At 72.1% G+C, this 20,453-nt stretch carries 18 protein-coding genes; 10 read left to right on the top strand and 8 right to left on the bottom strand.

Features of this window, described 5'->3' with window-relative positions:
* Window positions 1-10 precede the first annotated feature (10 nt).
* The 3 genes from OKJ99_RS20045 to OKJ99_RS20035 are packed head-to-tail and all read left to right on the top strand — an operon-like array spanning window position 11 to window position 2,882.
* Window positions 11-1,573, top strand: coding sequence for a 4-coumarate--CoA ligase family protein (locus tag OKJ99_RS20045; protein ID WP_326018313.1), 1,563 nt, complete (start codon window positions 11-13; stop codon window positions 1,571-1,573).
* Window positions 1,573-2,316, top strand: a complete 744-nt coding sequence (locus tag OKJ99_RS20040; protein ID WP_326018203.1) for an enoyl-CoA hydratase family protein — start codon at window positions 1,573-1,575, stop codon at window positions 2,314-2,316. The genes OKJ99_RS20045 and OKJ99_RS20040 overlap by 1 nt, the downstream gene beginning before the upstream one ends.
* Complete coding sequence (locus tag OKJ99_RS20035) at window positions 2,304-2,882, top strand: TetR/AcrR family transcriptional regulator (RefSeq protein ID WP_326018201.1); 579 nt, start codon at window positions 2,304-2,306, stop codon at window positions 2,880-2,882. Before OKJ99_RS20040 ends, OKJ99_RS20035 begins: the two co-directional genes overlap by 13 nt.
* A gap of 450 nt (window positions 2,883-3,332) precedes the next feature.
* Here OKJ99_RS20035 and OKJ99_RS20030 read toward each other — a convergent pair whose 3' ends face one another.
* Window positions 3,333-4,445 (bottom strand): citrate synthase 2, encoded by a 1,113-nt coding sequence (locus OKJ99_RS20030; RefSeq protein ID WP_326018199.1) that lies wholly within the window; start codon window positions 4,443-4,445, stop codon window positions 3,333-3,335.
* 230 nt (window positions 4,446-4,675) lie between these two features.
* Here OKJ99_RS20030 and pdxH point away from each other — a divergent pair, with 230 nt between their 5' ends.
* Window positions 4,676-5,320, top strand: a complete 645-nt coding sequence (gene pdxH, locus OKJ99_RS20025) for a pyridoxamine 5'-phosphate oxidase (RefSeq protein ID WP_326018311.1) — start codon at window positions 4,676-4,678, stop codon at window positions 5,318-5,320.
* A 75-nt stretch (window positions 5,321-5,395) separates the two neighbouring features.
* On the opposite strand, the gene OKJ99_RS20020 is transcribed toward pdxH, so the two are convergent.
* Together OKJ99_RS20020 and OKJ99_RS20015 are read right to left on the bottom strand one after the other, a co-directional pair.
* On the bottom strand, window positions 5,396-6,259 hold the full coding sequence (locus OKJ99_RS20020) for an alpha/beta fold hydrolase (protein WP_326018197.1): 864 nt from the start codon (window positions 6,257-6,259) through the stop codon (window positions 5,396-5,398).
* 523 nt (window positions 6,260-6,782) lie between these two features.
* Window positions 6,783-7,475 (bottom strand): metal-dependent transcriptional regulator, encoded by a 693-nt coding sequence (locus OKJ99_RS20015; RefSeq protein ID WP_326018196.1) that lies wholly within the window; start codon window positions 7,473-7,475, stop codon window positions 6,783-6,785.
* A gap of 255 nt (window positions 7,476-7,730) precedes the next feature.
* Here OKJ99_RS20015 and OKJ99_RS20010 point away from each other — a divergent pair, with 255 nt between their 5' ends.
* Window positions 7,731-8,495, top strand: a complete 765-nt coding sequence (locus tag OKJ99_RS20010) for an SIS domain-containing protein (RefSeq protein WP_326018195.1) — start codon at window positions 7,731-7,733, stop codon at window positions 8,493-8,495.
* A 30-nt stretch (window positions 8,496-8,525) separates the two neighbouring features.
* On the opposite strand, the gene OKJ99_RS20005 is transcribed toward OKJ99_RS20010, so the two are convergent.
* Window positions 8,526-9,899 carry a PAS domain-containing protein gene (locus OKJ99_RS20005; protein ID WP_326018193.1) on the bottom strand — a complete coding sequence of 458 codons (1,374 nt, stop codon included), beginning with the start codon at window positions 9,897-9,899 and terminating at the stop codon, window positions 8,526-8,528.
* A 140-nt stretch (window positions 9,900-10,039) separates the two neighbouring features.
* Here OKJ99_RS20005 and OKJ99_RS20000 point away from each other — a divergent pair, with 140 nt between their 5' ends.
* Window positions 10,040-10,570, top strand: coding sequence for a DinB family protein (locus OKJ99_RS20000; RefSeq protein ID WP_326018191.1), 531 nt, complete (start codon window positions 10,040-10,042; stop codon window positions 10,568-10,570).
* A 314-nt stretch (window positions 10,571-10,884) separates the two neighbouring features.
* Here OKJ99_RS20000 and OKJ99_RS19995 read toward each other — a convergent pair whose 3' ends face one another.
* The 3 genes from OKJ99_RS19995 to OKJ99_RS19985 form a co-directional block, all read right to left on the bottom strand.
* Window positions 10,885-12,456 carry a transporter gene (locus OKJ99_RS19995; RefSeq protein WP_326018189.1) on the bottom strand — a complete coding sequence of 524 codons (1,572 nt, stop codon included), beginning with the start codon at window positions 12,454-12,456 and terminating at the stop codon, window positions 10,885-10,887.
* Window positions 12,453-13,325, bottom strand: a complete 873-nt coding sequence (locus tag OKJ99_RS19990) for an ABC transporter ATP-binding protein (protein WP_326018186.1) — start codon at window positions 13,323-13,325, stop codon at window positions 12,453-12,455. The genes OKJ99_RS19995 and OKJ99_RS19990 overlap by 4 nt, the downstream gene beginning before the upstream one ends.
* 79 nt (window positions 13,326-13,404) lie before the next feature.
* On the bottom strand, window positions 13,405-14,091 hold the full coding sequence (locus OKJ99_RS19985; RefSeq protein WP_326018185.1) for a bifunctional DNA primase/polymerase: 687 nt from the start codon (window positions 14,089-14,091) through the stop codon (window positions 13,405-13,407).
* A 303-nt stretch (window positions 14,092-14,394) separates the two neighbouring features.
* On the opposite strand from OKJ99_RS19985, the gene OKJ99_RS19980 reads away from it, so the two are divergent.
* Both OKJ99_RS19980 and OKJ99_RS19975 read left to right on the top strand, forming a co-directional pair.
* The gene (locus OKJ99_RS19980) at window positions 14,395-15,783 is read left to right on the top strand and encodes a transcriptional regulator (RefSeq protein WP_326018183.1); all 1,389 of its coding nucleotides are present in this window, start codon (window positions 14,395-14,397) and stop codon (window positions 15,781-15,783) included.
* Between the two features lie 190 nt (window positions 15,784-15,973).
* Window positions 15,974-17,563 carry a hypothetical protein gene (locus OKJ99_RS19975; protein ID WP_407700725.1) on the top strand — a complete coding sequence of 530 codons (1,590 nt, stop codon included), beginning with the start codon at window positions 15,974-15,976 and terminating at the stop codon, window positions 17,561-17,563.
* Window positions 17,564-17,584: 21 nt separating this feature from the next.
* Here the strand turns inward: OKJ99_RS19975 and OKJ99_RS19970 are convergent, their stop codons facing one another.
* Entirely contained in the window at window positions 17,585-18,868 is a 1,284-nt protein-coding gene (locus tag OKJ99_RS19970; protein WP_326018181.1) for an ABC transporter substrate-binding protein, read from the bottom strand.
* Window positions 18,869-18,985: 117 nt separating this feature from the next.
* On the opposite strand from OKJ99_RS19970, the gene OKJ99_RS19965 reads away from it, so the two are divergent.
* Both OKJ99_RS19965 and purU read left to right on the top strand, forming a co-directional pair.
* Window positions 18,986-19,486: an SCO4402 family protein gene (locus OKJ99_RS19965; protein ID WP_326018180.1), complete on the top strand. Its 501-nt coding sequence runs from the start codon at window positions 18,986-18,988 to the stop codon at window positions 19,484-19,486.
* Window positions 19,487-19,539: 53 nt separating this feature from the next.
* Window positions 19,540-20,412 carry a formyltetrahydrofolate deformylase gene (gene purU, locus OKJ99_RS19960; protein ID WP_326018178.1) on the top strand — a complete coding sequence of 291 codons (873 nt, stop codon included), beginning with the start codon at window positions 19,540-19,542 and terminating at the stop codon, window positions 20,410-20,412.
* Window positions 20,413-20,453 lie beyond the last annotated feature (41 nt).

The raw sequence follows: 20,453 nt of genomic DNA, 5'->3' as shown, positions 1-20,453 counted from the left end.
GTTCGACATGGTGTACGTGAGTGAGTACGCGGACGTCGCGGTCGTCGACGAGCCCATCCACGACGCCGTGCTCGGGGGCGCGGCCGCCCGCGGCGACGCCCCCGCCCTCGTCGACGGGGTGGCCGGCACCACCCTCTCGTACGCCGGACTCGATCGGTTCCACCGGAAGGTGGCCGCGGGGCTCGCCGACGCGGGCGTGCGCAAGGGCGACGTGGTGGCGCTGCACAGCCCCAACACGATCGCCTACCCGGTGGCGTTCTACGGAGCCACGCGCGCGGGCGCCTCCGTGACCACCGTGCACCCGCTGTCGACGCCGCAGGAGTTCGCCCGGCAGTTGCGGGACGCGGGCGCCGACTGGATCGTCACCATCACGCCGTTCGTCGAGGCGGCCCGCGCGGCGGCCGAACTGGCGGGCGGCGTACGGGAGATATTCGTCTGCGACCCCGCGGGGGACTCGGGCCACCGCTCGCTGATGGACATGCTCGGCACCGAGGCGCCCGAGCCGCGCGTCGCCATCGACCCGGCCCAGGACGTGGCCGCCCTCCCGTACTCGTCCGGCACCACCGGGACGCCCAAGGGCGTCATGCTCACGCACCGCAACATCGCCACGAACCTCGCCCAGCTCCAGCCCGTCCTCCCGACAGGACCCGGCGACCGCATCCTCGCCGTCCTGCCCTTCTTCCACATCTACGGCCTCACGGCGCTGATGAACGGCCCGCTGCGGCAGGGCTCCACCGTCGTCGTCCTGCCCCGCTTCGACCTCGACACGTTCCTCGCGGCGATCGAGAAACACCGCATCACCCACCTGTACGTCGCCCCGCCGATCGTCCTCGCCCTCGCCAAGCACCCGGCCGTGGAGGGCTACGACCTGTCGTCGCTGCGGCACGTCATCAGCGCTGCCGCGCCCCTCGACGGCGAACTCGCCCGCGCCTGCGGGAGCCGCCTCGGCCTGCCGCCCGTCGGCCAGGCCTACGGCATGACGGAACTCTCACCCGGCACGCACGTCGTCCCGTACGACGCGAAGAATCCCCCGCCGGGCGCCGTCGGCCGGCTCGTACCGTCCACCGAGATGCGGATCGTGTCCCTCGACGACCCGGCGAAGGACGTGGCGCCCGGCGAGCCCGGCGAGGTCCTGATCCGCGGGCCGCAGGTCATGAAGGGCTACCTCGGCCGCCCCGACGCCACCGCCGACATGATCGACCCCGACGGCTGGCTGCACACAGGGGACGTCGGGCACGTCGACGAGGACGGCTGGCTGTTCGTCGTCGACCGCGTCAAGGAACTCATCAAGTACAAGGGCTTCCAGGTCGCCCCCGCCGACCTGGAGGCGGTGCTCCTCACCCACGAGGGCATCGCCGACGCGGCGGTCATCGGCGTCCCCGACGACGACGGCAACGAGGTGCCGAAGGCGTTCGTCGTGCGCGCCGACCCCGCGCTCGGAGCGGCCGACGTGCTGACGTACGTCGCCGAACGTGTCGCCCCGTACAAGAAGATCCGCCGCGTCGCGTTCATCGAAGGGGTGCCGCGCGCGGCCTCCGGGAAGATCCTGCGTCGCGAACTCAGGGAGATCTGATGCCAGTTGGGAACCTGGTGACGCACGCCCACGAGCGCGGCGTCAGCACCCTCGCCCTCGACTCGCCCGGCAACCGCAACGCCCTGTCCGCGGCCCTCGTCGGGGAGCTGGGGGACCGGCTGCGGGAGGCGGACAAGGACCGTGACGTACGCGCCGTCGTCCTCACCCACACCGGCGGCACCTTCTGCGCGGGCGCCGACCTGCGGGACCCTCCGGACCCGGACGCGCTGGTGGGGCTGTTGCGGCAGCTCGTGGAGCTCGGCAAGCCGGTCGTCGCGCGGGTCGACGGGCACGTACGGGCGGGCGGCCTGGGCCTGTTGGGCGCGTGCGACATGGCGGCGGCCTCCTCGGCGTCGTCCTTCGCCTTCACCGAGGTACGCATCGGGGTCGCGCCCGCCGTGATCTCGATGCCGCTGCTGCCGCGCCTCGACCCGCGCGCGGTGGCCCGCTACTACCTGACGGGCGAGCGCTTCGACGCGGCGGAGGCGGCGCGGATCGGCCTGGTCACGGTGGCGGGCGACGACGTGGACGCGGCATTGGAACCGGTGCTCGGAGGGTTGCGGAAGGCGTCCCCCGAGGCCCTGGCCGAGACGAAGCGGCTGCTCACGGTTAAGGTCCTGGAGGCCTTCGACCGGGACGCGGAGTCTCTGACGGCGCTGTCCGCGCGGCTGTTCGGCTCCGCGCAGGCCCGCGAGGGCATGACCGCCTTTCTCGAACGACGGGACGCCGCATGGGTGTTGTGACGCTGCCGAAGCAGGACCGCTCGCGGGTGACGCGGCAACGGCTCCTGGAGTCCGCGGTCGCCTGCCTCGCCGCGCACGGTTGGGCCGGGTCCACAGTCTCCGTCGTCGCCGAGTACGCGGGCGTCTCGCGGGGTGCCGCCCAGCACCACTTCCCGACCCGCGAGGACCTGTTCACCGCGGCCGTCGAGTACGTCGCCGAGGAGCGCTCCACCGCTCTGGGCGCGCTGCGTCCGCAGGGGCGGGCGGAGGCGGTCGAGGCCCTCGTCGACCTCTACACGGGGCCGCTGTTCCGGGCGGCGCTGCACCTGTGGGTGGCCGCGTCGAACGAGCCGCAACTGGGGGGCCGGGTGACCGAGTTGGAGGCCCGCGTCGGCCGCGAGACCCACCGGATCGCGGTGGAGCTGTTGGGGGCGGACGAGTCGGTGCCGGGGGTCCGGGAGGTCGTCCAGGGCCTCCTCGACATGGCCCGCGGCCTCGGCCTCGCGAATCTCCTCACGGATGACCGGGTGCGGAGGGAGCGGGTGGTGTGCGAGTGGGGGGTGCTGGTGGACCGGGTCCTGGGCTGACGCCCCCGTCCCCCCACGCCACGGGGCTCCGCCCCGGGCCCCCGCGCCTCAGTCGCCGGCGGGGCTTGAAGGATCGCGGCTTCGCCCCGGGCCCCCGCGCCTCAGTCGCCGGCGGGGCTTGAAGGATCGCGGCTTCGCCCCGGGCCCCCGCGCCTCAATCGCCGGCGGGGCTTGAAGGATCGGGGCTCCGCCCCGGACCCCGCGCCTCAAACGCCGGCGGGGCTTGAAGTGCCCACCCGGCCAGGGGGCCGAAATGTCCCGCCTCCCCGCAGGCAGTCGCCTGCCGCCGCCCATCTCCCACCACCCGCCCCCTCCGGGGGGCATCGGCCTCGCGGGGTGCCGCTCCCGCCTTGGGCAATCTGCCGCCTTGGGCGGCAGGGTGGGCAAGGCGGCAACCACGGTGCCGCGTGTCGATGGGACGGCCTGGACCACGGCGCCGCGCGCCACGGACTAGCGAGCGATGTCCGCGTAACCCTCGATCTCGCGCGGCGGCCGCGACTCCGGCCCCGTGTAGCGCGCCGAAGGCCGGACCAGCCGACCCGTCCGCTTCTGCTCAAGGACGTGCGCGCTCCACCCGGCGGTCCGCGCACACGTGAACATCGACGTGAACATGTGCGCCGGCACCTCCGCGAAGTCGAGCACGATCGCCGCCCAGAACTCCACGTTCGTGGCCAGCACGCGGTCGGGCCTGCGCGCGTGCAACTCGGCCAACGCCGCCTTCTCCAGAGCCTCGGCCACCTCGAACCTCGGCGCCCCCAGTTCCCGCGCCGTACGCCGCAGCACCCGCGCCCGCGGGTCCTCCGCCCGGTACACACGGTGCCCGAAGCCCATGAGCCGCTCACCCTTGTCGAGCGCCCGGCGCACGTACGCGTCCGCGTCCCCGGTCCGCTCGATCTCCTCGATCATGCCGAGGACCCGGGACGGGGCGCCGCCGTGCAGCGGCCCCGACATGGCCCCGACGGCCCCGGACAGCGCGGCCGCCACATCGGCCCCGGTGGACGCGATGACCCGGGCCGTGAACGTAGAGGCGTTCATGCCGTGCTCGGCGGCCGACGTCCAGTACGCGTCGACGGCCGCGACATGCTTCGGGTCCGGCTCCCCGCGCCAGCGCCTCATGAACCGCTCGACGACGGTGTCCGCCTTGTCGATCTCCCGCTGCGGCACCATCGGAAGACCCTGCCCGCGCGCGGACTGCGCGACGTACGACAGCGCCATGACGGCGGCGCGCGCGAGGTCGTCCCGGGCCGTTCGCTCATCGATGTCCAGCAGCGGCTTCAGACCCCACACGGGGGCCAGCATGGCGAGCGCCGACTGCACGTCGACACGGATGTCACCGGAGTGGACGGGGATCGGGAACGGCTCGGCCGGCGGCAGGCCCGGATTGAAGGCGCCGTCGACCAGCAGCCCCCAGACATTCCCGAACGACACGTGGCCGACCAGATCCTCGATGTCGACGCCGCGATAGCGCAGGGCGCCGCCTTCCTTGTCCGGTTCGGCGATCTCGGTCTCGAACGCGACGACACCTTCGAGGCCTGGAACAAAGCCGGGGGTCAGGTCGGACATCGGGCGGCTCCTCTGGATGCGTGGGCGGGTCGGGGTGGGGTACACCCGTGATGCCCCATACGGCAGGCGGCTGAACCGTTGCGGTCCCTGGAAGATAACCCTCGGTGCCACAGTTGGCGAGGGCTCGCGGCACTCAGTGCCATGATTCACCCTGGGTGCGTCCGTGCCCGTCCGTCCGGCAGGATGACGCCGTGAGCGCCCACGACGATCCCGAACTCGACCTCGCCGACATGCGCGAGCAGTACCGCGCCCAGGACGGCGGCCTGCTGGAGGGGGACCTCGCCCTGCACCCGATGGAACAGTTCACGCGCTGGTTCAAACAGGCGGCGGCTCCGGGCTCCCCGCTGCCCGAGCCCAACGCCATGGTCGTCTCCACCGCCGACGCCGAGGGCCGGCCCAGCTCCCGCACGGTGCTGCTCAAGTCGTACGACGACGCGGGCTTCGTCTTCTACACCAACTACGGCTCCCGCAAGGCGCGGGACCTCTCCGCCAACCCGCACGTCGCGCTGCTCTTCCCCTGGCATCCGATGGGGCGCCAGATCCTGGTGACCGGGACGGCGGAGCGCACGTCGCGGGCCGAGACGGAGGCGTACTTCCACACGCGCCCGCACGGCTCCCAGTTGGGCGCGTGGGCCAGCGCGCAGTCGTCCGTGGTCGCCTCGCGGGAGGACCTCGACGCGCGCTACGCGGAGCTGGCTGCGCGCCACCCGCAGGGCACCGCGGTCCCGGTGCCACCGCACTGGGGCGGCTACCGCGTCACGCCGCAGACCATCGAATTCTGGCAAGGCCGCGAAAACCGCCTCCACGACCGCCTGCGCTACGTCCGAGAGCCCGGGCCGACGCCAACATGGCTGGTGGAGCGGCTGAGCCCGTGACCAAATCAAGCCCCGCCGGCGATTGAGGCGCGGGGTCCGGGGCAGAGCCCCGAGACGTCAACCCCGCCCCCCCGGTCACAGCTCCGCCAGGACCCCGTCAAGGAACGGCTCAATCGCGGAGCGCCACGCCTCCGGCTGGTCGTAATGCACAAGATGCCCCGCATCGCTCACCTCCGCGTACACCCCCCGCGGCAGCACCCGCACCATCTCCTGCGCCTCCGCCCGCCCCAACTCCCCATCAAGCCCGCGCAGCACAAGCGCCGGGCACTGCACCGCCGCCAGCTCCTCCCAGTGCGCGTCGTACACCCACGTCGACCGCGCCTCCAGCATCTGCCGCCGCGAGAACACCGGCCGCCAGCCGTCCGCCGTCTCCGTCATCACCTCGGCGTAGAACTCCCCGCGCGCCGGATTGGGCCGCTCGACCCAGGGGTCGTCCTCCCCGAACCACTTCCGTACGTCCGCGAGCGTCGCGAACGGCAGCGGCCACGCCTTGAACCAGTCCTCCCACTCCCGCTGGGAGGCCGCCCCGAGCGCGGAGGCCCGCATGTCGCAGATGACCAGGCCGCGCACGAGATCGGGCCGGCGGGCGGCGAGCTGCCACGCCGTGAGCGCTCCCATGGAGTGCCCGATGAGGACGGCCGGTTCAAGGCCCAGCTGGACGAGCGCCGCCTCCGCGTCCAGGACGTACGCCTCCCGGTCGAACGGGCCCTCCGGCGGCTTGTCGCTCTGCCCGTGCCCGCGCTGGTCGAGGGCGACCGCGCGATGTCGCTCGGCCAGCCAGCGCGTCGTCCCCGCCCAGTGGGACGCCCGCCCCATCAGCCCGTGCAGCAGCAGAACTCCGGGATTGTGTCCGACCTCGCCCGTCTTGGGCGGGTCGGCGAACTCCCAGGCAGCCAGGTGGATCCCGCCTGCTCCGGTCACGTCGATGCGCCGTGCCATAGGCCCTGGCACCCCCTCGTGGTCGCGCCTGCAGTCGCGTACCCGCGCACGCTATCGAACCTGTTTTCGAAAGCGCGGTGCTCTCCGACAACACCCCTCATTTGAGTGACAGAACTCAAGGAATGACCGGCGCTGTCGAGGGGATCTCTTCAGCGGGAGGCGGACCGCTCGGGGAAAACGGTCCGAGGGGATCGACCCTGGGAGCTCGGGGCTCCGGGTCGGAACAGGGGAGGACAGGCCCCGGCGCCGCAAGGCGCCGGGGCCCTCTGTATGTGGTGCGGCGTTCGCCGCCGCCTCCCGCGCACCCCGCGCCCCCCAGGCCCGTCGCGCCTCGATCGGCCGGTCCATACGGCCCCCTCTGGTCATATGCCTCACGCGACAGCCTTGCACGCCGGGCGTCCGATCGCTGCGGTTCCGCACAGTGAATCTTGTTTTCTGCGCGGAAGTGCAGCATGTGCGGATACAAGTCAACTTAACCGCACGACACGGAAGTTGACGCCAGGCCCACAGGCGGCCGCTCGGCTCAGCGCTTCGCCACGAAGACGTGCGAGGCGATCTCCGCCTCCAGCTCCGCCGCCTCACCGCTGCTGCCGACGAGTACCCCGCCCGGCGACTGCGTCACGCTGACCACCGAACCGGGCTGCACACCCGCCCGGCGCAGCGTGTACATCAGCTGCGCGTCCGTCTGGATCGGCTCGCCGATGCGGCGCACCACGACCGTCTTGCCGTCGACGCCCGGGTCGAGGTCGGACAGCGAGACCATCCCCTCGTCCAGGAACGGGTTCGCCCCGTCCTTCTCGCCCAGCTCCTCCAGGCCCGGGATCGGGTTCCCGTACGGCGACTCCGTCGGGTGCCTCAGCAGCTCGAGCACGCGGCGCTCCACCGCCTCGCTCATCACGTGCTCCCAGCGACAGGCCTCCGCGTGCACCTGCTCCCACTCCAGGCCGATCACGTCCACGAGCAGACACTCCGCGAGCCGGTGCTTGCGCATCACGCGCGTCGCGAGGCGCCGGCCCTCGTCGGTCAGCTCCAGGTGCCGGTCGGCGGCCACCGCGACCAGGCCGTCCCGCTCCATGCGGGCCACGGTCTGGCTCACCGTCGGCCCGCTCTGGTCGAGCCGCTCGGCGATCCGGGCGCGCATGGGGACCACACCTTCCTCCTCCAGCTCAAGGATGGTGCGGAGGTACATCTCTGTGGTGTCGATCAGTCCGGACATACGTGCCCCTCGTGTAGCTCTCTAGCTTCGCGACAGCTCCGCTGGCTGACCGCGCAGCGTGTGCGCTGGCCCTGGAACCCAGAACTCAATTCTGACGCATACCGCTGACAACCGTGACGCGCCAGGGAAACGACGGGCCAGGAGGGGCCCGGAACCGTATTGACAGAGCACTGGTCCAGACCGCACCGTGATCCGCGAAAGCGCCACGCAGCACCGAGATCCGACCCGACTCACCAGGACCCAAGGGGCACGCCGATGAGCGAGAGCAGGCCGGCCGCACAGTACCTCGACGCCTCCATCGGACTCCTCACCAGGATCCGCGACGAGGAGGCCGACAACATCGGCGCCGCCGGCACCCTCCTCGCCGACACCGTCGCCGACGGCGGCCGCCTCTTCGCCTTCGGCGCGGGCCACTCCGGGCTCGCCGCGCAGGACGTCGTCTACCGGGCGGGCGGCCTCGCCCTGATGAACCTGCTGTCCGTACCCGGCACCGTCGGCATCGACGTCATGCCCGCGACGCTCGGCTCCGCCCTCGAACGGGTCGACGGGCTCGCGGCGGCGGTCCTGGAGGCCAGCCCCGCGCGGGCGGGCGACGCGCTGATCATCATCTCCCTGTCCGGGCGCAACTCGCTCCCCGTGGAGATGGCCCTCAGCGCCCGCGCGGCGGGCATCAAGGTCATCGGCGTCACCTCCCTGTCGTACGCGACCGGGCCCGACGCCCCCACCTCCCGCCACGCCTCCGGCAGCTACCTGCGCGACCACTGCGACGTCGTCCTCGACTCCAAGATCACGATCGGCGACGCCGAACTCACCCACGAAGGCGTCGACACCCCCTTCGCGCCCGCCTCCACGGTCACCGCCAGCGCCCTCATGCAGGCGACCCTCGCGACCTGCGCCGCCACCCTGGCCGACCGCGGCATCCAGCCCCCACTGCTGCGCTCCGGGAACGTCGACGGCGGCCTGGAGTGGAACGCGAAGGTCTTCGAGGAGTACGGGGACCGGATCTACTACCGGCGCTGAAGGCCCGGGCCCGCTTGTTCGGATCAGGCCCTACCGGTCCGCCGCCAGCGCCCACGCCAGGTCCACCGCGCCGGCGATCCGCACCGCCACGCTCTCCGCGTACACGGCGTCCCCGCGCTCGAACCCGACCCGGCTGGCGCCCCGCAGAAACGTCACCACACCGACCGTCCGACCCCGGCTGCGCAGCACCGCGCACAACGCGTACACCGTGCCCTCCGGCCACTGCCGGTCCGCGGCCCAGTCCCCGCGCACCGTGCCCCCCTCCGCGGCGGCCCGCACCGACCCCGTCCGCTCCACGCACTGCAACGCCGGATGCCCCGCCGCGTACCGCACCGGCAGGGCGCCCCGCGACACCAGCAGGCTCGGCCCCGGCGCTCCGGAAGGCGTGGCCGCCGCCCGCACGAGACGCAGCGGCTCCTCGCTCGCCACCAGGTCGATCACCGCGTGATCCGCGAACCCGGCGAGCGCGAAATCCAGATGCACGGTCGCCGCCTCGGCCGGGTTCTCGCACTCGGCGGCGGCCCGCGCCGCGCGGTGCAACTGCTGCGACCGGAACCGGAGCTGCGCCGCCTCCTGCTCGTTCTGCTTGGCCTCCGTCACGTCCTGGAACAGCCACCCGACCCCCAGCGGCACCGGCTCCTCCGCGAGCGGCGACGCCAGCCGTACGAAACCGCTGCGCCAGCACCGGCGCTCGGTACGCCCCGCCCCCTCGCCCGGCCGCCGCAGCGTCACCCACACCTCCGTCGGAGACGGCGGCGGGCCCTCGGCGAGCACATGCGCGAGCGCGCTCTCCAGCTCCTCCACGCCCTGCCCGACCAGATCCCCGAGGGGCCGGCCCAGCGCGGCGGTGCGCCCGGTCCCCATGGCCCGCGCGGCGTGCCCGTTCATCACGGCGGGCCGCAGATCCGCGTCGACCAGTACGACACCCCACGCGGCGTCCTCGAACAGCGCCTCGCTCAGCGCGATGGACCGCTCCAGATCGATCTGCGCGTGCACCTCACTGAAGGCGCAGTACACCCCGGCGGGCTTTCCGTCGGCCCCCCGCACGGCGGCGGACTGCGTCCGCACGAGCACCCGACCACCGTCCTTGGTGAGCAACGCGAACTCGTTCACCTGCCGCCCCGGAGCATGCATCGAGGCCAGCAACCGCCCCTGCACCTCCTCCGCGTCCGCCGACCGCACGGCCCATCCCGCGAACCCGTGCCGCCCCACGGCCTCCTCGGCCGACCAGCCGAGCACCCGCTCGGCCTCCCGGTTCCAATGGGTCACGACCCCATCGGCGTCGAAGGCGCACAACGCGGCGTCCATGCCGTCCAACAACGCGGCCAGCAGATCGGCCCCGTCCGGCTCCGGCTCCTCGGGCCCGAGCTCATCAGTGGTCCCACTACGCCGGGAAGCACTCACCTGGAACCCCCTGCAGGCTGTGTCGGCGCGACGAATTCCTCGTACCGCTCCAGATCATTCAACTCGAACGTGACGCATCCCACACGGACTTCAGGCAAGTTCGGAGAAACCCAAGAGCACATACAACCAGCATGCAACGCATGACGACTCTGCCCGACGGTCGCCCCGTCCCGCCGCCGACCGCCGACGAACGCGCCACCCTCGACGGTTGGTTGGACTTCCACCGCGAGACGCTCGCCATCAAGTGCGCGAACCTGACGGACACACAGGCACGCGCGCGTGCGATCCCCTCGTCCTCACTCACCCTCCTCGGCCTCGTCCAACACCTGGCGGAGGTCGAACGCAACTGGTTCCAGCGAGTCTTCGCAGGCGCCCCCGCCACCCCGCCGGTCCACGAAACAGCAGGCCCGGACGCCTTCACCCTCACCGCATCCCGCACCCTGCCCGACGCCCTCGCCCAATGGCGCACGGAGATCGCCCGCTCCCGCGAACTCACCGCAACCGCACCCCTCGACGCCACCGGCACCCTCTCCCCCCAGGAAGCCGCCTTCACCGGCGACCCCAAGGTCTCCCTCCGCTGGATCCTGACCCACCTGATCGAGGAATACGCCCGCCACAACGGCCACGCGGACCTCCTGCGCGAGGCGATCGACGGGACGGCGGGGGCGTGACCCCGGGCCTCCTCAAGGTCGCGTAAAACCGGTTGAAGGGTGCGAGGGACCTTCCTATGGTGGGAGACACATCGAAGGGAGGTGGTTCGGCAGATGTATGAATCCCGGACGCGTGAGGTGACTGCGGGCTAGCGGCCCGACGTCGCATTTCGAATTCGGCGCCGGACCAGCGCGCGATATGTGTGCGCAGCCGGCCCAATCCCAAGCAGTCGCCCGACCCGCGAGCCGCCGGTATGTCCGGCCGGCTTCCGACCGTCTCGTACGGGAGGAACCACGGCTCGCGGGTCGTCTGCGTTCTGCGGGACCGCAGGGGCTCAGCCCTTGCTGACCGCCAGCAGGATCTCCGGCAGGCGATCGGCCGTGCGCGGGGCCGCCAGGCGCAGGCCCAGGACCGTCGCCGCCGCTCCGTAGGCCGCTCCGATCGGGAGCAGGATCCACGTCCAGGAGGCCGAGTCCGTCGCGTGCAGGGTGATGGTGAGGGCCAGGACCGGGGTGCACAGCAGGGCCGCCGCGACCATGCCGCCGAAGATGGAGATCCAGGCCAGGCCCGCCTGGCCCGGTGCGACGTTCTTGTAGCCCTCCTGCGGGATCGAGTACGGGAAGCGCGCCGAGGTCCACGCGCCGGTGGCGAGCATCGCGCCGAGCAGGGCGTAGGAGAGGCCGAGGACCTCGGGGAGGTCGGGCCAGGCGTCCAGCATGGCCGTCGTGACGACGGTGACGAGCGTCGCGTACGGGAGGGTGATCAGGAGCAGCGCGTACGCACGCGCGCGTAGTTCGGTGTAGGCGTCCTTCGGTGACGCGATCGTCATCGCCACCATCCAGAACGCCGAGGTGTCCTGGCCGAACTGGTTGTACATCTGGATGCCGAGCATCCCGGAGGCGAAGCACGCGAAGTAGACGGTGCCGGTGCCCTGGAGGGCGTTGAAGACGGGGACGATCAGGCCGATCGCGAGGGATGTGACCCAGGCGGCCTTGGTCTTCGGGTCGCGCCACACGTAGCGCAGGCTGCGCTCCATGACCGTGCCGGTGCGGCCCTCCGGGAGCAGCCGGGCGCCCGCGCGGGTGCGGCGGCGGCCGGGGCTCGCCGCTTCGATCGTGGAGCCGTCCGGCGCGGTCATCAGGCGGGTGAGGGCGCGTCGCCAGAGGGTCAGGAGTGTCAGCAGGGCCGCTGCGCAGAGGGCGAGTTGGGCCAGGGCCGTTCCGTACGACGCCTTGCTCGCCGCGTCGACCGCGGCGATCGCCGATGCCGGGGGGATCCAGCCCAGGACCTTCGCCACCGGGTCGAGCGCGTCGACCCCGCCCGCCGCGCCGAGCCGCTGCACCCCGAAGTTGACCAGCTGCGCGCCGACGGCGATGACGAGCCCGCTCAGGACGGCGAGGTCGCGGCCCTTGCGGCTGGTGAGGAGGCGGATGTTGGCCGCGGCCACGGTCCTGGCGAGGGCGACGCAGGTGAGGACGGTGAGCGGGACCGCGAGCACCGCGACCACCGCACCCGCCGCTCCGTGGGCCACCGCGTACGCGGCGCCGAACGCGAGGCAGAGCGTGAAGAGCGGGCCGATGCCGACCAGTGACGCCACGAGGAGGCCGCGGACGAGCGGGTCGGGGCGCAGCGGGAGCATCGCGAGGCGGGTGGGGTCGAGGGTCTCGTCGCCGCTGGGGAAGAAGAGCGGGAGGACCGCCCAGCCGAGGGCGAGGAGGGTGGTGAGGGGGATGCCGATCGTTGCGGCGTGCGCGTTGCCGTGGAGGAGGATCAGGCCGAGGAGTTGGAGTGCGGCGACAAGGGCTGCCGCGAGGAGGGAGGCGATGTAGGCGGCTCGCCGGCCGGCGGATTGGCGGAGGCCGTTGCGCAGCAGCGCGAGTTTGAGCTGGACCAATACCGTGGTCATGGGTGCCGCCCGGTGTCGTTGCGCCGCGGCGGGGTTGCGGTCTCGGGGCTCTGGCCCGGACCCCGCGGGCTCTCGTCCAAGAGCGGGGCTTGAACGTTGCCCAGCCAGTCCAGTGTTCCGCCGCTGTCCTTCCCGCTCGCTCCCACCAGATTCAGGAATGCCTCCTGCAAGGACGTCGCGTCGCCGCGTACCTCCGTCAGGGGGCCCTGTGCGCGGATGCGGCCTGCTGCCATGACCGCGACCCAGTCGCAGAGTGACTCGACCAGTTCCATGACGTGGGAGGAGAAGACGACCGTCGCGCCGGAGCGTGTGTAGCGTTCCAGGACGCCGCGGATGGTCTGGGCCGAGACCGGGTCGACGCCCTCGAACGGTTCGTCGAGGAACAGGACTTCGGGGTTGTGGAGGAGGGCGGCGGCGAGGCCGATCTTCTTGCGCATGCCGGTCGAGTAGTCGACGACGAGTTTGTTGCGGGCCCCGGCCAGGTCGAGGACGTCGAGCAGCTGGTCCGCGCGCTTGTCGACCTCCGCTCCCGGCAGTCCGCGCAAGCGGCCGGTGTACGCGAGGAGTTCGTGGCCGGAGAGGCGTTCGAAGAGGCGCAGGCCCTCGGGGAGGACGCCGATGCGTGCCTTGACCTCGGCGGGGTCGGCCCAGACGTCGTGACCGGCGACGTACACGGTGCCCCGGTCGGGGCGGAGCAGGCCGGTGACCATGGACAGCGTGGTGGTCTTGCCCGCCCCGTTCGGCCCGACGAGGCCGATGAACCGGCCCGCGGGCAGTGCGAGTTCGATGCCGGCCACGGCGGTCTGCTGCCCGAACGACTTCCATAGGTCGTGTACGCGTACGGCTGCGGTTTCCTCGGCCGAGGTCAACTGTGCCCGCCCTTCGTCGTCTTCGTCCGTCCGGGCACGATACGTCGGCCGAGGGCGGGCCACGGGGAGGTGCTGGGCCCTAGCCGCGGTGGCCTTCGCGCCCGCATGCGTACGCCAGCGGGGAGATGAGTTCTTCCGCGTCCGGGAGCCAGCGGTTCGCGGCGGTCGGGCGGCAGGCCCACTGGGCGGCGCCCTTGCTGCCGAAGCGGGTCGGGGGAGCGGCGACGTACTGGCCCTCGCCGAGCGTGAGCAGGTCGAGGGAGGCCGCGGGCCAGCCCAGCTTCCGTACGAGGTCGGGGACCTTGACGGTCGCGCCGGGGAGCACGAAGAACTGCATGCGGCGGTCCGGGGTGCAGGTCACGGGGCCGAGGGTGAGTTCCATCCGCTCCATGCGGGCGAGGGCGAGGAACCCGGCGGTCTCCGGCACGTCGATCGCGTCGAAGGTGCGGCCCGTGGGGAGGAGGATCGACGCGGTCGGCTGTTTCGACCAGAGCCGGCGGGCCACGGTCGCGCTGCCGGTCGCCTGCGTGGCCCAGTCGGGGCGGGCGGGGTGTGCGCCGGGGGCGGGGCACTGGGGGGAGCCGCACGAGCAGCGCTGGACGCCGTCGCCGTTCTCCAGCCAGGTGCCCGGGAACACGTCCCAGTGCCGCTCTTCCGCGTAGCGGACTGCGGTGTCGAGGAGCGAGTCGCCGCGCTGCTGCGGGATCTGCCCGGCGGGGGTGACGGGTGTGCTGACGTCCGAGGTGCCTGCGATGGTCTCTTCCACGTCGTTCTCAACTCTCGCCGCCACGGAGGGTTACGGGCGCACGTACGGGCGGGTCGGGGGCATCGTTCCCGCATGTGGGGCGCATGGGTGCATGGGTGGGGGCGCGCGGGCGAGGAGGCCGCGGGTCCTGGGTAGTGCGGGAGAGGTAACGAGAACGGCAGCGCGGCGGGCCGGCGTCACACGGGCGTGTGTTTGGCACCCGTTTGTGGTGCATCTTCCGTTTCCACTCAGGGCAGTGATGATCCAACGACCGGCTGTTGACCGGCAGTCGGACACCCGGACGGGCACAGCAGGGGGTACGTCATGGCCGCACGGCCTCTCGTAGCGCGACAGCCCAATGAACGGCTGCAGGCGCTCATTCAGGAAGCGGGCTGTTCGAACGCGGGGCTCGCGCGCCGGGTCAACATGTGCGGTGCGGAGCACGGGCTCGATCTGCGCTACGACAAGACGTCCGTGGCGCGTTGGCTGCGTGGGCAGCAGCCGCGTGGCCGGGCGCCGGGGATCATCGCGGAGGCGCTGGGACGCAAGCTCGGGCGCACGGTGACCATCGACGAGATCGGGATGGCCAACGGGAAGAACCTCGCCTCCGGTGTCGGGCTCCAGTTCTCGCCCACCGTGCTCGGCGCCATTGAGCAGGTGTGCGAGCTGTGGCGAAGTGACGTGGGGCGCAGGGACTTTCTCTCCGGTTCGTCCGTCGCGTCGTCGGCGCTCGTCGAGCCGAGCAGGGACTGGCTGATCTCCGTGCCGGACTCGCAGGTGGCGCGGGCGGCCGGGCCGCGGGTCGGTCCTTCGGACGTGGCGGCGGTGCGGGCGATGACGCAGGCGCTGACCGATCTGGACCACCAGTACGGGAGCGGGCATGTCCGCCCGGTGGTCGTGCACTACCTGAACAGTGTGGTGAGCGGGCTGCTCGCGGGCTCGTACCGGGAAGCGGTGGGGCGCGAACTGTTCTCCGCCGTCGCGCGGTTGACGGAGCTCGCCGGGTACATGGCGATCGACACCGGTCAGCCGGGGCTCGCCCAGCGGTACTACATCCAGGCGCTGCGGCTCGCGCAGGCGGCCGGTGACCGTGGCTACGGCGGGTACGTACTGGCCGCGTCGATGAGTCACCTGGCGGCGCAGCTCGGCAACCCGCGAGAGATCTCCCAGCTCGCCCGCGCGGCTCAGGAGGGGGCGCGCGGGCGTGTGACGCCGCGCGCTGAGGCGATGTTCCACGCCGCCGAAGCGCGCGGCCACGCACTTCTCGGGGACGCGAGGTCGGCGCAGTCCTCCTCCTCGCGCGCGGTCGCCGCCATGGAGCAGGCCGACGGGCGGACCGACTCCGGGGACGACCCGGTGTGGATCGCCCACTTCGACCACGCCTATCTGGCGGACGAACTGGCGCACTGCCACCGGGACTTGGGTCAGTCGCGGGACGCGGCGCGGTGCGCGCAGGAGTCGTTGGACGGGCATCCGGAGTCGCGGGCCCGGCGCCGCGCGATCGGTCTCGTGCTGCTCGCGACGGCGCAGGTGCAGCAGCGCGAGGTGGAACAGGCCTGTCACACGGGACTTCGGGCCGTCGAACTGCTGGGCACGGTGCGTTCGAATCGGGGCGCGGAGTATCTGGACGACTTCAGGGAGCGCCTCGACCCGTTCCGGGAGGAGCCCGTGGTGCGGGAGTTCGGGGCGCGAATGGAGCTTCAGGCGGCGTGAGCGGCGCATTCGTATGGACATGAACGGCGTACTGGTGTGACGTGAGCTGTGCCATAACGGGCAAGCCGGTAGCCGGTTTTGTTAGTCGTGTCACTGGGGAGGATTCCGGGGTTTGAGGTGCGTAGCACGGGCGTACGAAGACCCGGTAGCGTGAGCCGACGATTCGGACCCCCTACGTAGGAGTCTTACGGTGACGGAGCAGAGCGGGCAGAGTGGGCAGGGCGAACGCCCGCACCTTCCGCAGGCGCGACAGACGCACGAAGGTGTCGTGCTGCCTGCCGACGGCGGTGAGCCCCTGTTGCCGGGCACGTACGGCGACCAGGCGGGTCCGGCGGGCGCGAGCCCGTGGGGGCAGCCCTGGGGGCCCGAGTCCCAGCAGGCGCACAACGCCGGGCCGATGCCGACCTACGACGGGGCCATGCCCACGTACGAGTGGGGCCAGCCGCAGGGTTCCGCGCCCATGCCGCCCGCGCCGCCGCACGACGCGGGTGCGCTGCCGCCCCAGTCCTACGGTGCCGCCCTGCCGCAGCAGCAGCCCGCACAGGCGCTGCCGCAGCAGCAGCCCGCACAGGCGCTGCCGCAGCAGTACGCGGAGGCAGGGCCGCTGCCGCCCGCGGCTCCCGCGGGGCCTGCCGCCGGTGCCTACGACGGGGACGCCACGCAGTACATACCTCCGGCAGCTCAGCAGCAGGCCGCCCAGTACGCGGCCGGCCCCGGGCTGCCGCCGGAGGCTCCCGCCCCGGACGCCACGCAGTTCCTGGGGCGCGCGCAGCCGATGCCCGACGCGGCGCCGCCCGGCTACGGGGGCTCCTCCGACAGCGAGGCCACGCAGTACATACCGCCGGTGCCCGGCCAGCCGATGCCGGGCCAGCCGATGCCGGGCCAGCCGATGCCGGGCCAGGCGATGCCCGCTCAGGACCAGGGCTACGGCGCACGTCCCGGGGCGCCCGGTGAGCGGCAGCCGCCGGCCGAGTTCGACGCCCTGTTCCGTACGGAGCCGGAGGGCGGCGCTGCGGCGACGCAGCAGATGCCGCGCTTCGACCCGTACGCGGCGCAGGCCGGGCCCGGTGGGCCGGGAGCGCCGGGCATGACACCGCCCCCGCAGCAGTACGGGTACGAGCCCGAGCCGCCGCGCCGCGGCAAGGCCCGCACCGGTTCCAAGGTGCCGCTGGTCGTCGCGGTCGGCGTGGCCATTCTCGTCGTGGGTGTCGGCGCCGGCGCCATGCTCAGCGGTGGGGACGACGACAAGAAGACGGACGCGACGAAGAACGTGTCGAACTCGGGCCCCGCGTCCGAGTCGCCCTCGCCGTCCGTGGACCCGGCCAAGGCGCAGGCCGTCGAGCTCGACAAACTGCTCGGCGACTCCAACAACAGCCGCTCCGCCGTGGTGCGTTCGGTCGCGAACATCGGCGGTTGCAAGGCGCTGCCCCAGGCCTCGAAGGACCTGCGCAGTGCCGCGACGCAGCGCAACGACCTGGTGACGCGCCTCGGCACGCTGTCCGTGGACAAGCTGCCCGACAACGCCCGCCTCACCGCCGCGCTCACCAGCGCCTGGAAGGCGTCCGCGTCGGCGGACAGCCACTACGCGAAGTGGGGCGACCAGGTCGCCGGCAAGAAGCACGCGCTGTGCAAGAAGGGCCACGCCAAGCCGACGCCCGAGCGCCGGGCGGGCGACGCGGCGAGCGGCACGGCGTCCACGCAGAAGCAGCAGGCGTCGAAGCTGTGGAACCAGATCGCGAGCAAGTACGGGCTGACCCAGCGCTCGGCAGTCCAGCTCTGACGGGTTCGGAGGCAGTCGCGATCAGGAAAGCCCGGCGAGCGTGCCCGTCACGTCCACCGAGGCCTTCCTGGTCGCCTTGAGCCGCCCGGAGACGACCTTCTGGAAGGTCACCCGGGCGTTGACCAGGCGCGGGAAGTCGCCGACCGGGGACATGTGGTCGTAGCCCCAGCGCAGTGGCGGAGTGAGCCCGCCCGTCGTGACCGACAGGTCGTCGTCGAGGGCGGTGCGCACGGTGCGCGAGGTCACCGCGCCGCCGCCGATGGACTCGATGACCTGCCGCAGCACCTCGTACGCGATCCAGGTGGTCTGCACGCCCGCGTCCGCCGGGTCGATCCGGTTGTCGCCGAAGGCCTGCTCGTTGATCGCCCGCTTCATGGGGGCCCAGCGCGCGTCGCCCGACGCGGGGTACCAGCTGGTGACGTACGCCCCTTCGTACGGGCTCTCCGGGCCGCCGCTGCGGTCGACGACGGTCTGGTCGACGCTGCCGAGGACGGTGGCGGTGCGCACCGAGGGGTACTCCTCGCGCAGTCGCCGGAACGAGTCGAAGAACGTGTTCGTGCGCTCCCCGAGCACCGCCGCGACGCAGCCCTCGCCCTGCGGCGCCCGGCTCGCGGTGTCGAGGGCGCGGCGGGCCTGGTCGGCGTAGTCGGTGGCGTCGTCGGCGGCGAGCACGTCGACGGCGGCGGGCCGGTGGCGCAGCGCGAGGCCGGAGTTGAGCAGCGGCGCGAGCTGGTCGCCCGCGATGGAGTCGGGGCGGATCAGGACGGTGCGGGCGCAGGGCCCGGACAGTTGGCGCCCGTTGCCGGCGAGGAGGGCGGCCTGGCCGCCGTTGACCGGGTACGACAGGGGGCTGGTGAACTCCGCATCGGTGGCGCCGTAGCCGCCTATGTAGGGGATGCCCGCGGACTCCAGCGGGGGCAGGAAGGCGTCCGAGTGCTGGCTGTAGGAGCCGACGACCGCCACGGCGTCGTGCTCGACGGCGGAGCGGGCGCACCTGGCGGCGTCCACGCTGTCGTTGTGGTCGTTGCAGGTGAGGACCTTCAGCGGCCGGCCGCCGATGCCGCCGTGGGCGTTGATCCAGCGCGCGTACGCCCGCGCCATGGCGGGCATTCCGGGCATGTTCGTCGCCTTGGTCTTCTCGGGCGCCCAGGTCATGACGGTCACCGGCCGTTCCCCCGCGCCCTTGGCGTCGCCGGGGACGAGCCCGCACCCGGCGACCAGCGCGGCGCTCAGGAGCACGGCCGCGGTGCGTATGTGGCTTCGGGGGACGATGCGGTTACGGGTGCTGGGGAGCCTGCCGGTCATGTTCCGGCACGATTCCGCCGTGCCGCCAACGGTCGAGTGACCCGGGGTCAACGCGTGGTGACGATGAGGTGAATTACGGGGGCCGTGCGGGGCTCGCGGGGCCGGGACGTACGATCGATGACCGTGCAAACCTCGGACAACTCTTCCCGTCGCGGCCGTCGCTCCACGAAGATGGGCGGCATGCCACTCAACGACATGCCGTGGTGGCGCTGGCGCAGCAACGTGCGTTCCGCGCTGCACATGCTCTCCGACCCGTCGTTCCAGAGAGACGTCTGGCAGGCAGGCGTGGACGGATACGGGGACGTGACCGACGCCGTGTACCGCCTCGTCGAGGACACCTGGCTGGACAACTGGTCCGCCGAGAAATACGTCGGGACGATCTTCCGGGACTCGCAGGAGGCGGCGCTCGTCGACGCCGCCGTGCTGCGGGTGCTGCGGATCATGCACCAGGTGGGCCCCGACGCCCCGGTCACCGCGTATCTGAACCACGAGGGCTGGCCGGACGCGGTCCGCGCGGCCCGCGACGCCCATGTGAGGCTCGCCACGAGCGACGCCGAGGACCCGGAGACGGTCCCCCAGACCCTTCAGGTGCTGCAGATCATGACGAGGGCGGCGTAACCAACCGGCGGGCAGCCCGGTAGGAGGGGCCGAGGGTATGGGACCCTTGGCCCATGAACGCGCAGTCCGCCCCCGGCCCCGAGCAGTACGTCCTCACCCTCTCCTGCCCCGACAAGCAGGGCATCGTGCACGCCGTGTCGAGCTACCTCTTCATGACCGGCTGCAACATCGAGGACAGCCAGCAGTTCGGTGACCACGACACAGGACTGTTCTTCATGCGCGTCCACTTCAGCGCGGACACCCACGTGACCGTGGAGAAGCTGCGTGCCAGCTTCGCCGCGATCGGCGACTCGTTCCAGATGGACTGGCAGATCCACCGGGCCTCGGACCGGATGAAGGTCGTCCTGATGGTCAGCAAGTTCGGCCACTGCCTCAACGACCTGCTCTTCCGGGCACGGATCGGCGCGCTGCCGGTCGACATCGCGGCGGTCGTCTCCAACCACACGGACTTCGCCGAGCTGGTCGCCTCGTACGACATCCCCTTCCACCACATTCCGGTGACGAAGGAGACGAAGGCGCAGGCCGAGCAGCAGGTCGTCGACCTGGTGCGGGCCGAGGGCGTCGAACTGGTCGTGCTCGCGCGGTACATGCAGGTGCTCTCGGACGACCTGTGCAAGGCGCTGAGCGGGCGGATCATCAACATCCACCACTCGTTCCTGCCGAGCTTCAAGGGCGCGAAGCCGTACCACCAGGCGCACGCGCGCGGCGTGAAGCTGATCGGTGCCACCGCGCACTATGTGACCGCGGACCTCGACGAGGGGCCGATCATCGAGCAGGAGGTCGAGCGGGTCGGGCACGACGTCACGCCCGACCAGTTGGTGGCGATCGGGCGGGACGTGGAGTGCCAGGCGCTGGCGCGGGCCGTCAAGTGGCATGCGGAGCGGCGGATTCTTTTGAACGGGCGGCGGACGGTCGTCTTCGCCTGATCAAGCCCCGCCGGCGATTGAGGCGCGGGGTCCGGGGCGGA

The organism is Streptomyces endophyticus (assembly GCF_035798155.1).
Lineage (GTDB): Bacteria > Actinomycetota > Actinomycetes > Streptomycetales > Streptomycetaceae > Streptomyces > Streptomyces endophyticus.
Note: the sequence above shows the minus strand (reverse complement) of the source record. Positions and strands in the feature narration are given on the sequence as shown.

Excerpts from the sequence above, each read along its gene's own strand:
- OKJ99_RS20040 (WP_326018203.1), top strand. The coding sequence starts at position 1,573 with ATGCCAGTTGGGAACCTGGTGACGCACGCCCACGAGCGCGGCGTCAGC.
- OKJ99_RS20035 (WP_326018201.1), top strand. The coding sequence starts at position 2,304 with ATGGGTGTTGTGACGCTGCCGAAGCAGGACCGCTCGCGGGTGACGCGG.
- OKJ99_RS20030 (WP_326018199.1), bottom strand. The coding sequence starts at position 4,445 with ATGTCCGACCTGACCCCCGGCTTTGTTCCAGGCCTCGAAGGTGTCGTC.
- pdxH (WP_326018311.1), top strand. The coding sequence starts at position 4,676 with ATGCGCGAGCAGTACCGCGCCCAGGACGGCGGCCTGCTGGAGGGGGAC.
- OKJ99_RS20020 (WP_326018197.1), bottom strand. The coding sequence starts at position 6,259 with ATGGCACGGCGCATCGACGTGACCGGAGCAGGCGGGATCCACCTGGCT.
- OKJ99_RS20015 (WP_326018196.1), bottom strand. The coding sequence starts at position 7,475 with ATGTCCGGACTGATCGACACCACAGAGATGTACCTCCGCACCATCCTT.
- OKJ99_RS20010 (WP_326018195.1), top strand. The coding sequence starts at position 7,731 with ATGAGCGAGAGCAGGCCGGCCGCACAGTACCTCGACGCCTCCATCGGA.
- OKJ99_RS20000 (WP_326018191.1), top strand. The coding sequence starts at position 10,040 with ATGACGACTCTGCCCGACGGTCGCCCCGTCCCGCCGCCGACCGCCGAC.
- OKJ99_RS19995 (WP_326018189.1), bottom strand. The coding sequence starts at position 12,456 with ATGACCACGGTATTGGTCCAGCTCAAACTCGCGCTGCTGCGCAACGGC.
- OKJ99_RS19980 (WP_326018183.1), top strand. The coding sequence starts at position 14,395 with ATGGCCGCACGGCCTCTCGTAGCGCGACAGCCCAATGAACGGCTGCAG.
- OKJ99_RS19970 (WP_326018181.1), bottom strand. The coding sequence starts at position 18,868 with ATGACCGGCAGGCTCCCCAGCACCCGTAACCGCATCGTCCCCCGAAGC.
- OKJ99_RS19965 (WP_326018180.1), top strand. The coding sequence starts at position 18,986 with ATGACCGTGCAAACCTCGGACAACTCTTCCCGTCGCGGCCGTCGCTCC.
- purU (WP_326018178.1), top strand. The coding sequence starts at position 19,540 with ATGAACGCGCAGTCCGCCCCCGGCCCCGAGCAGTACGTCCTCACCCTC.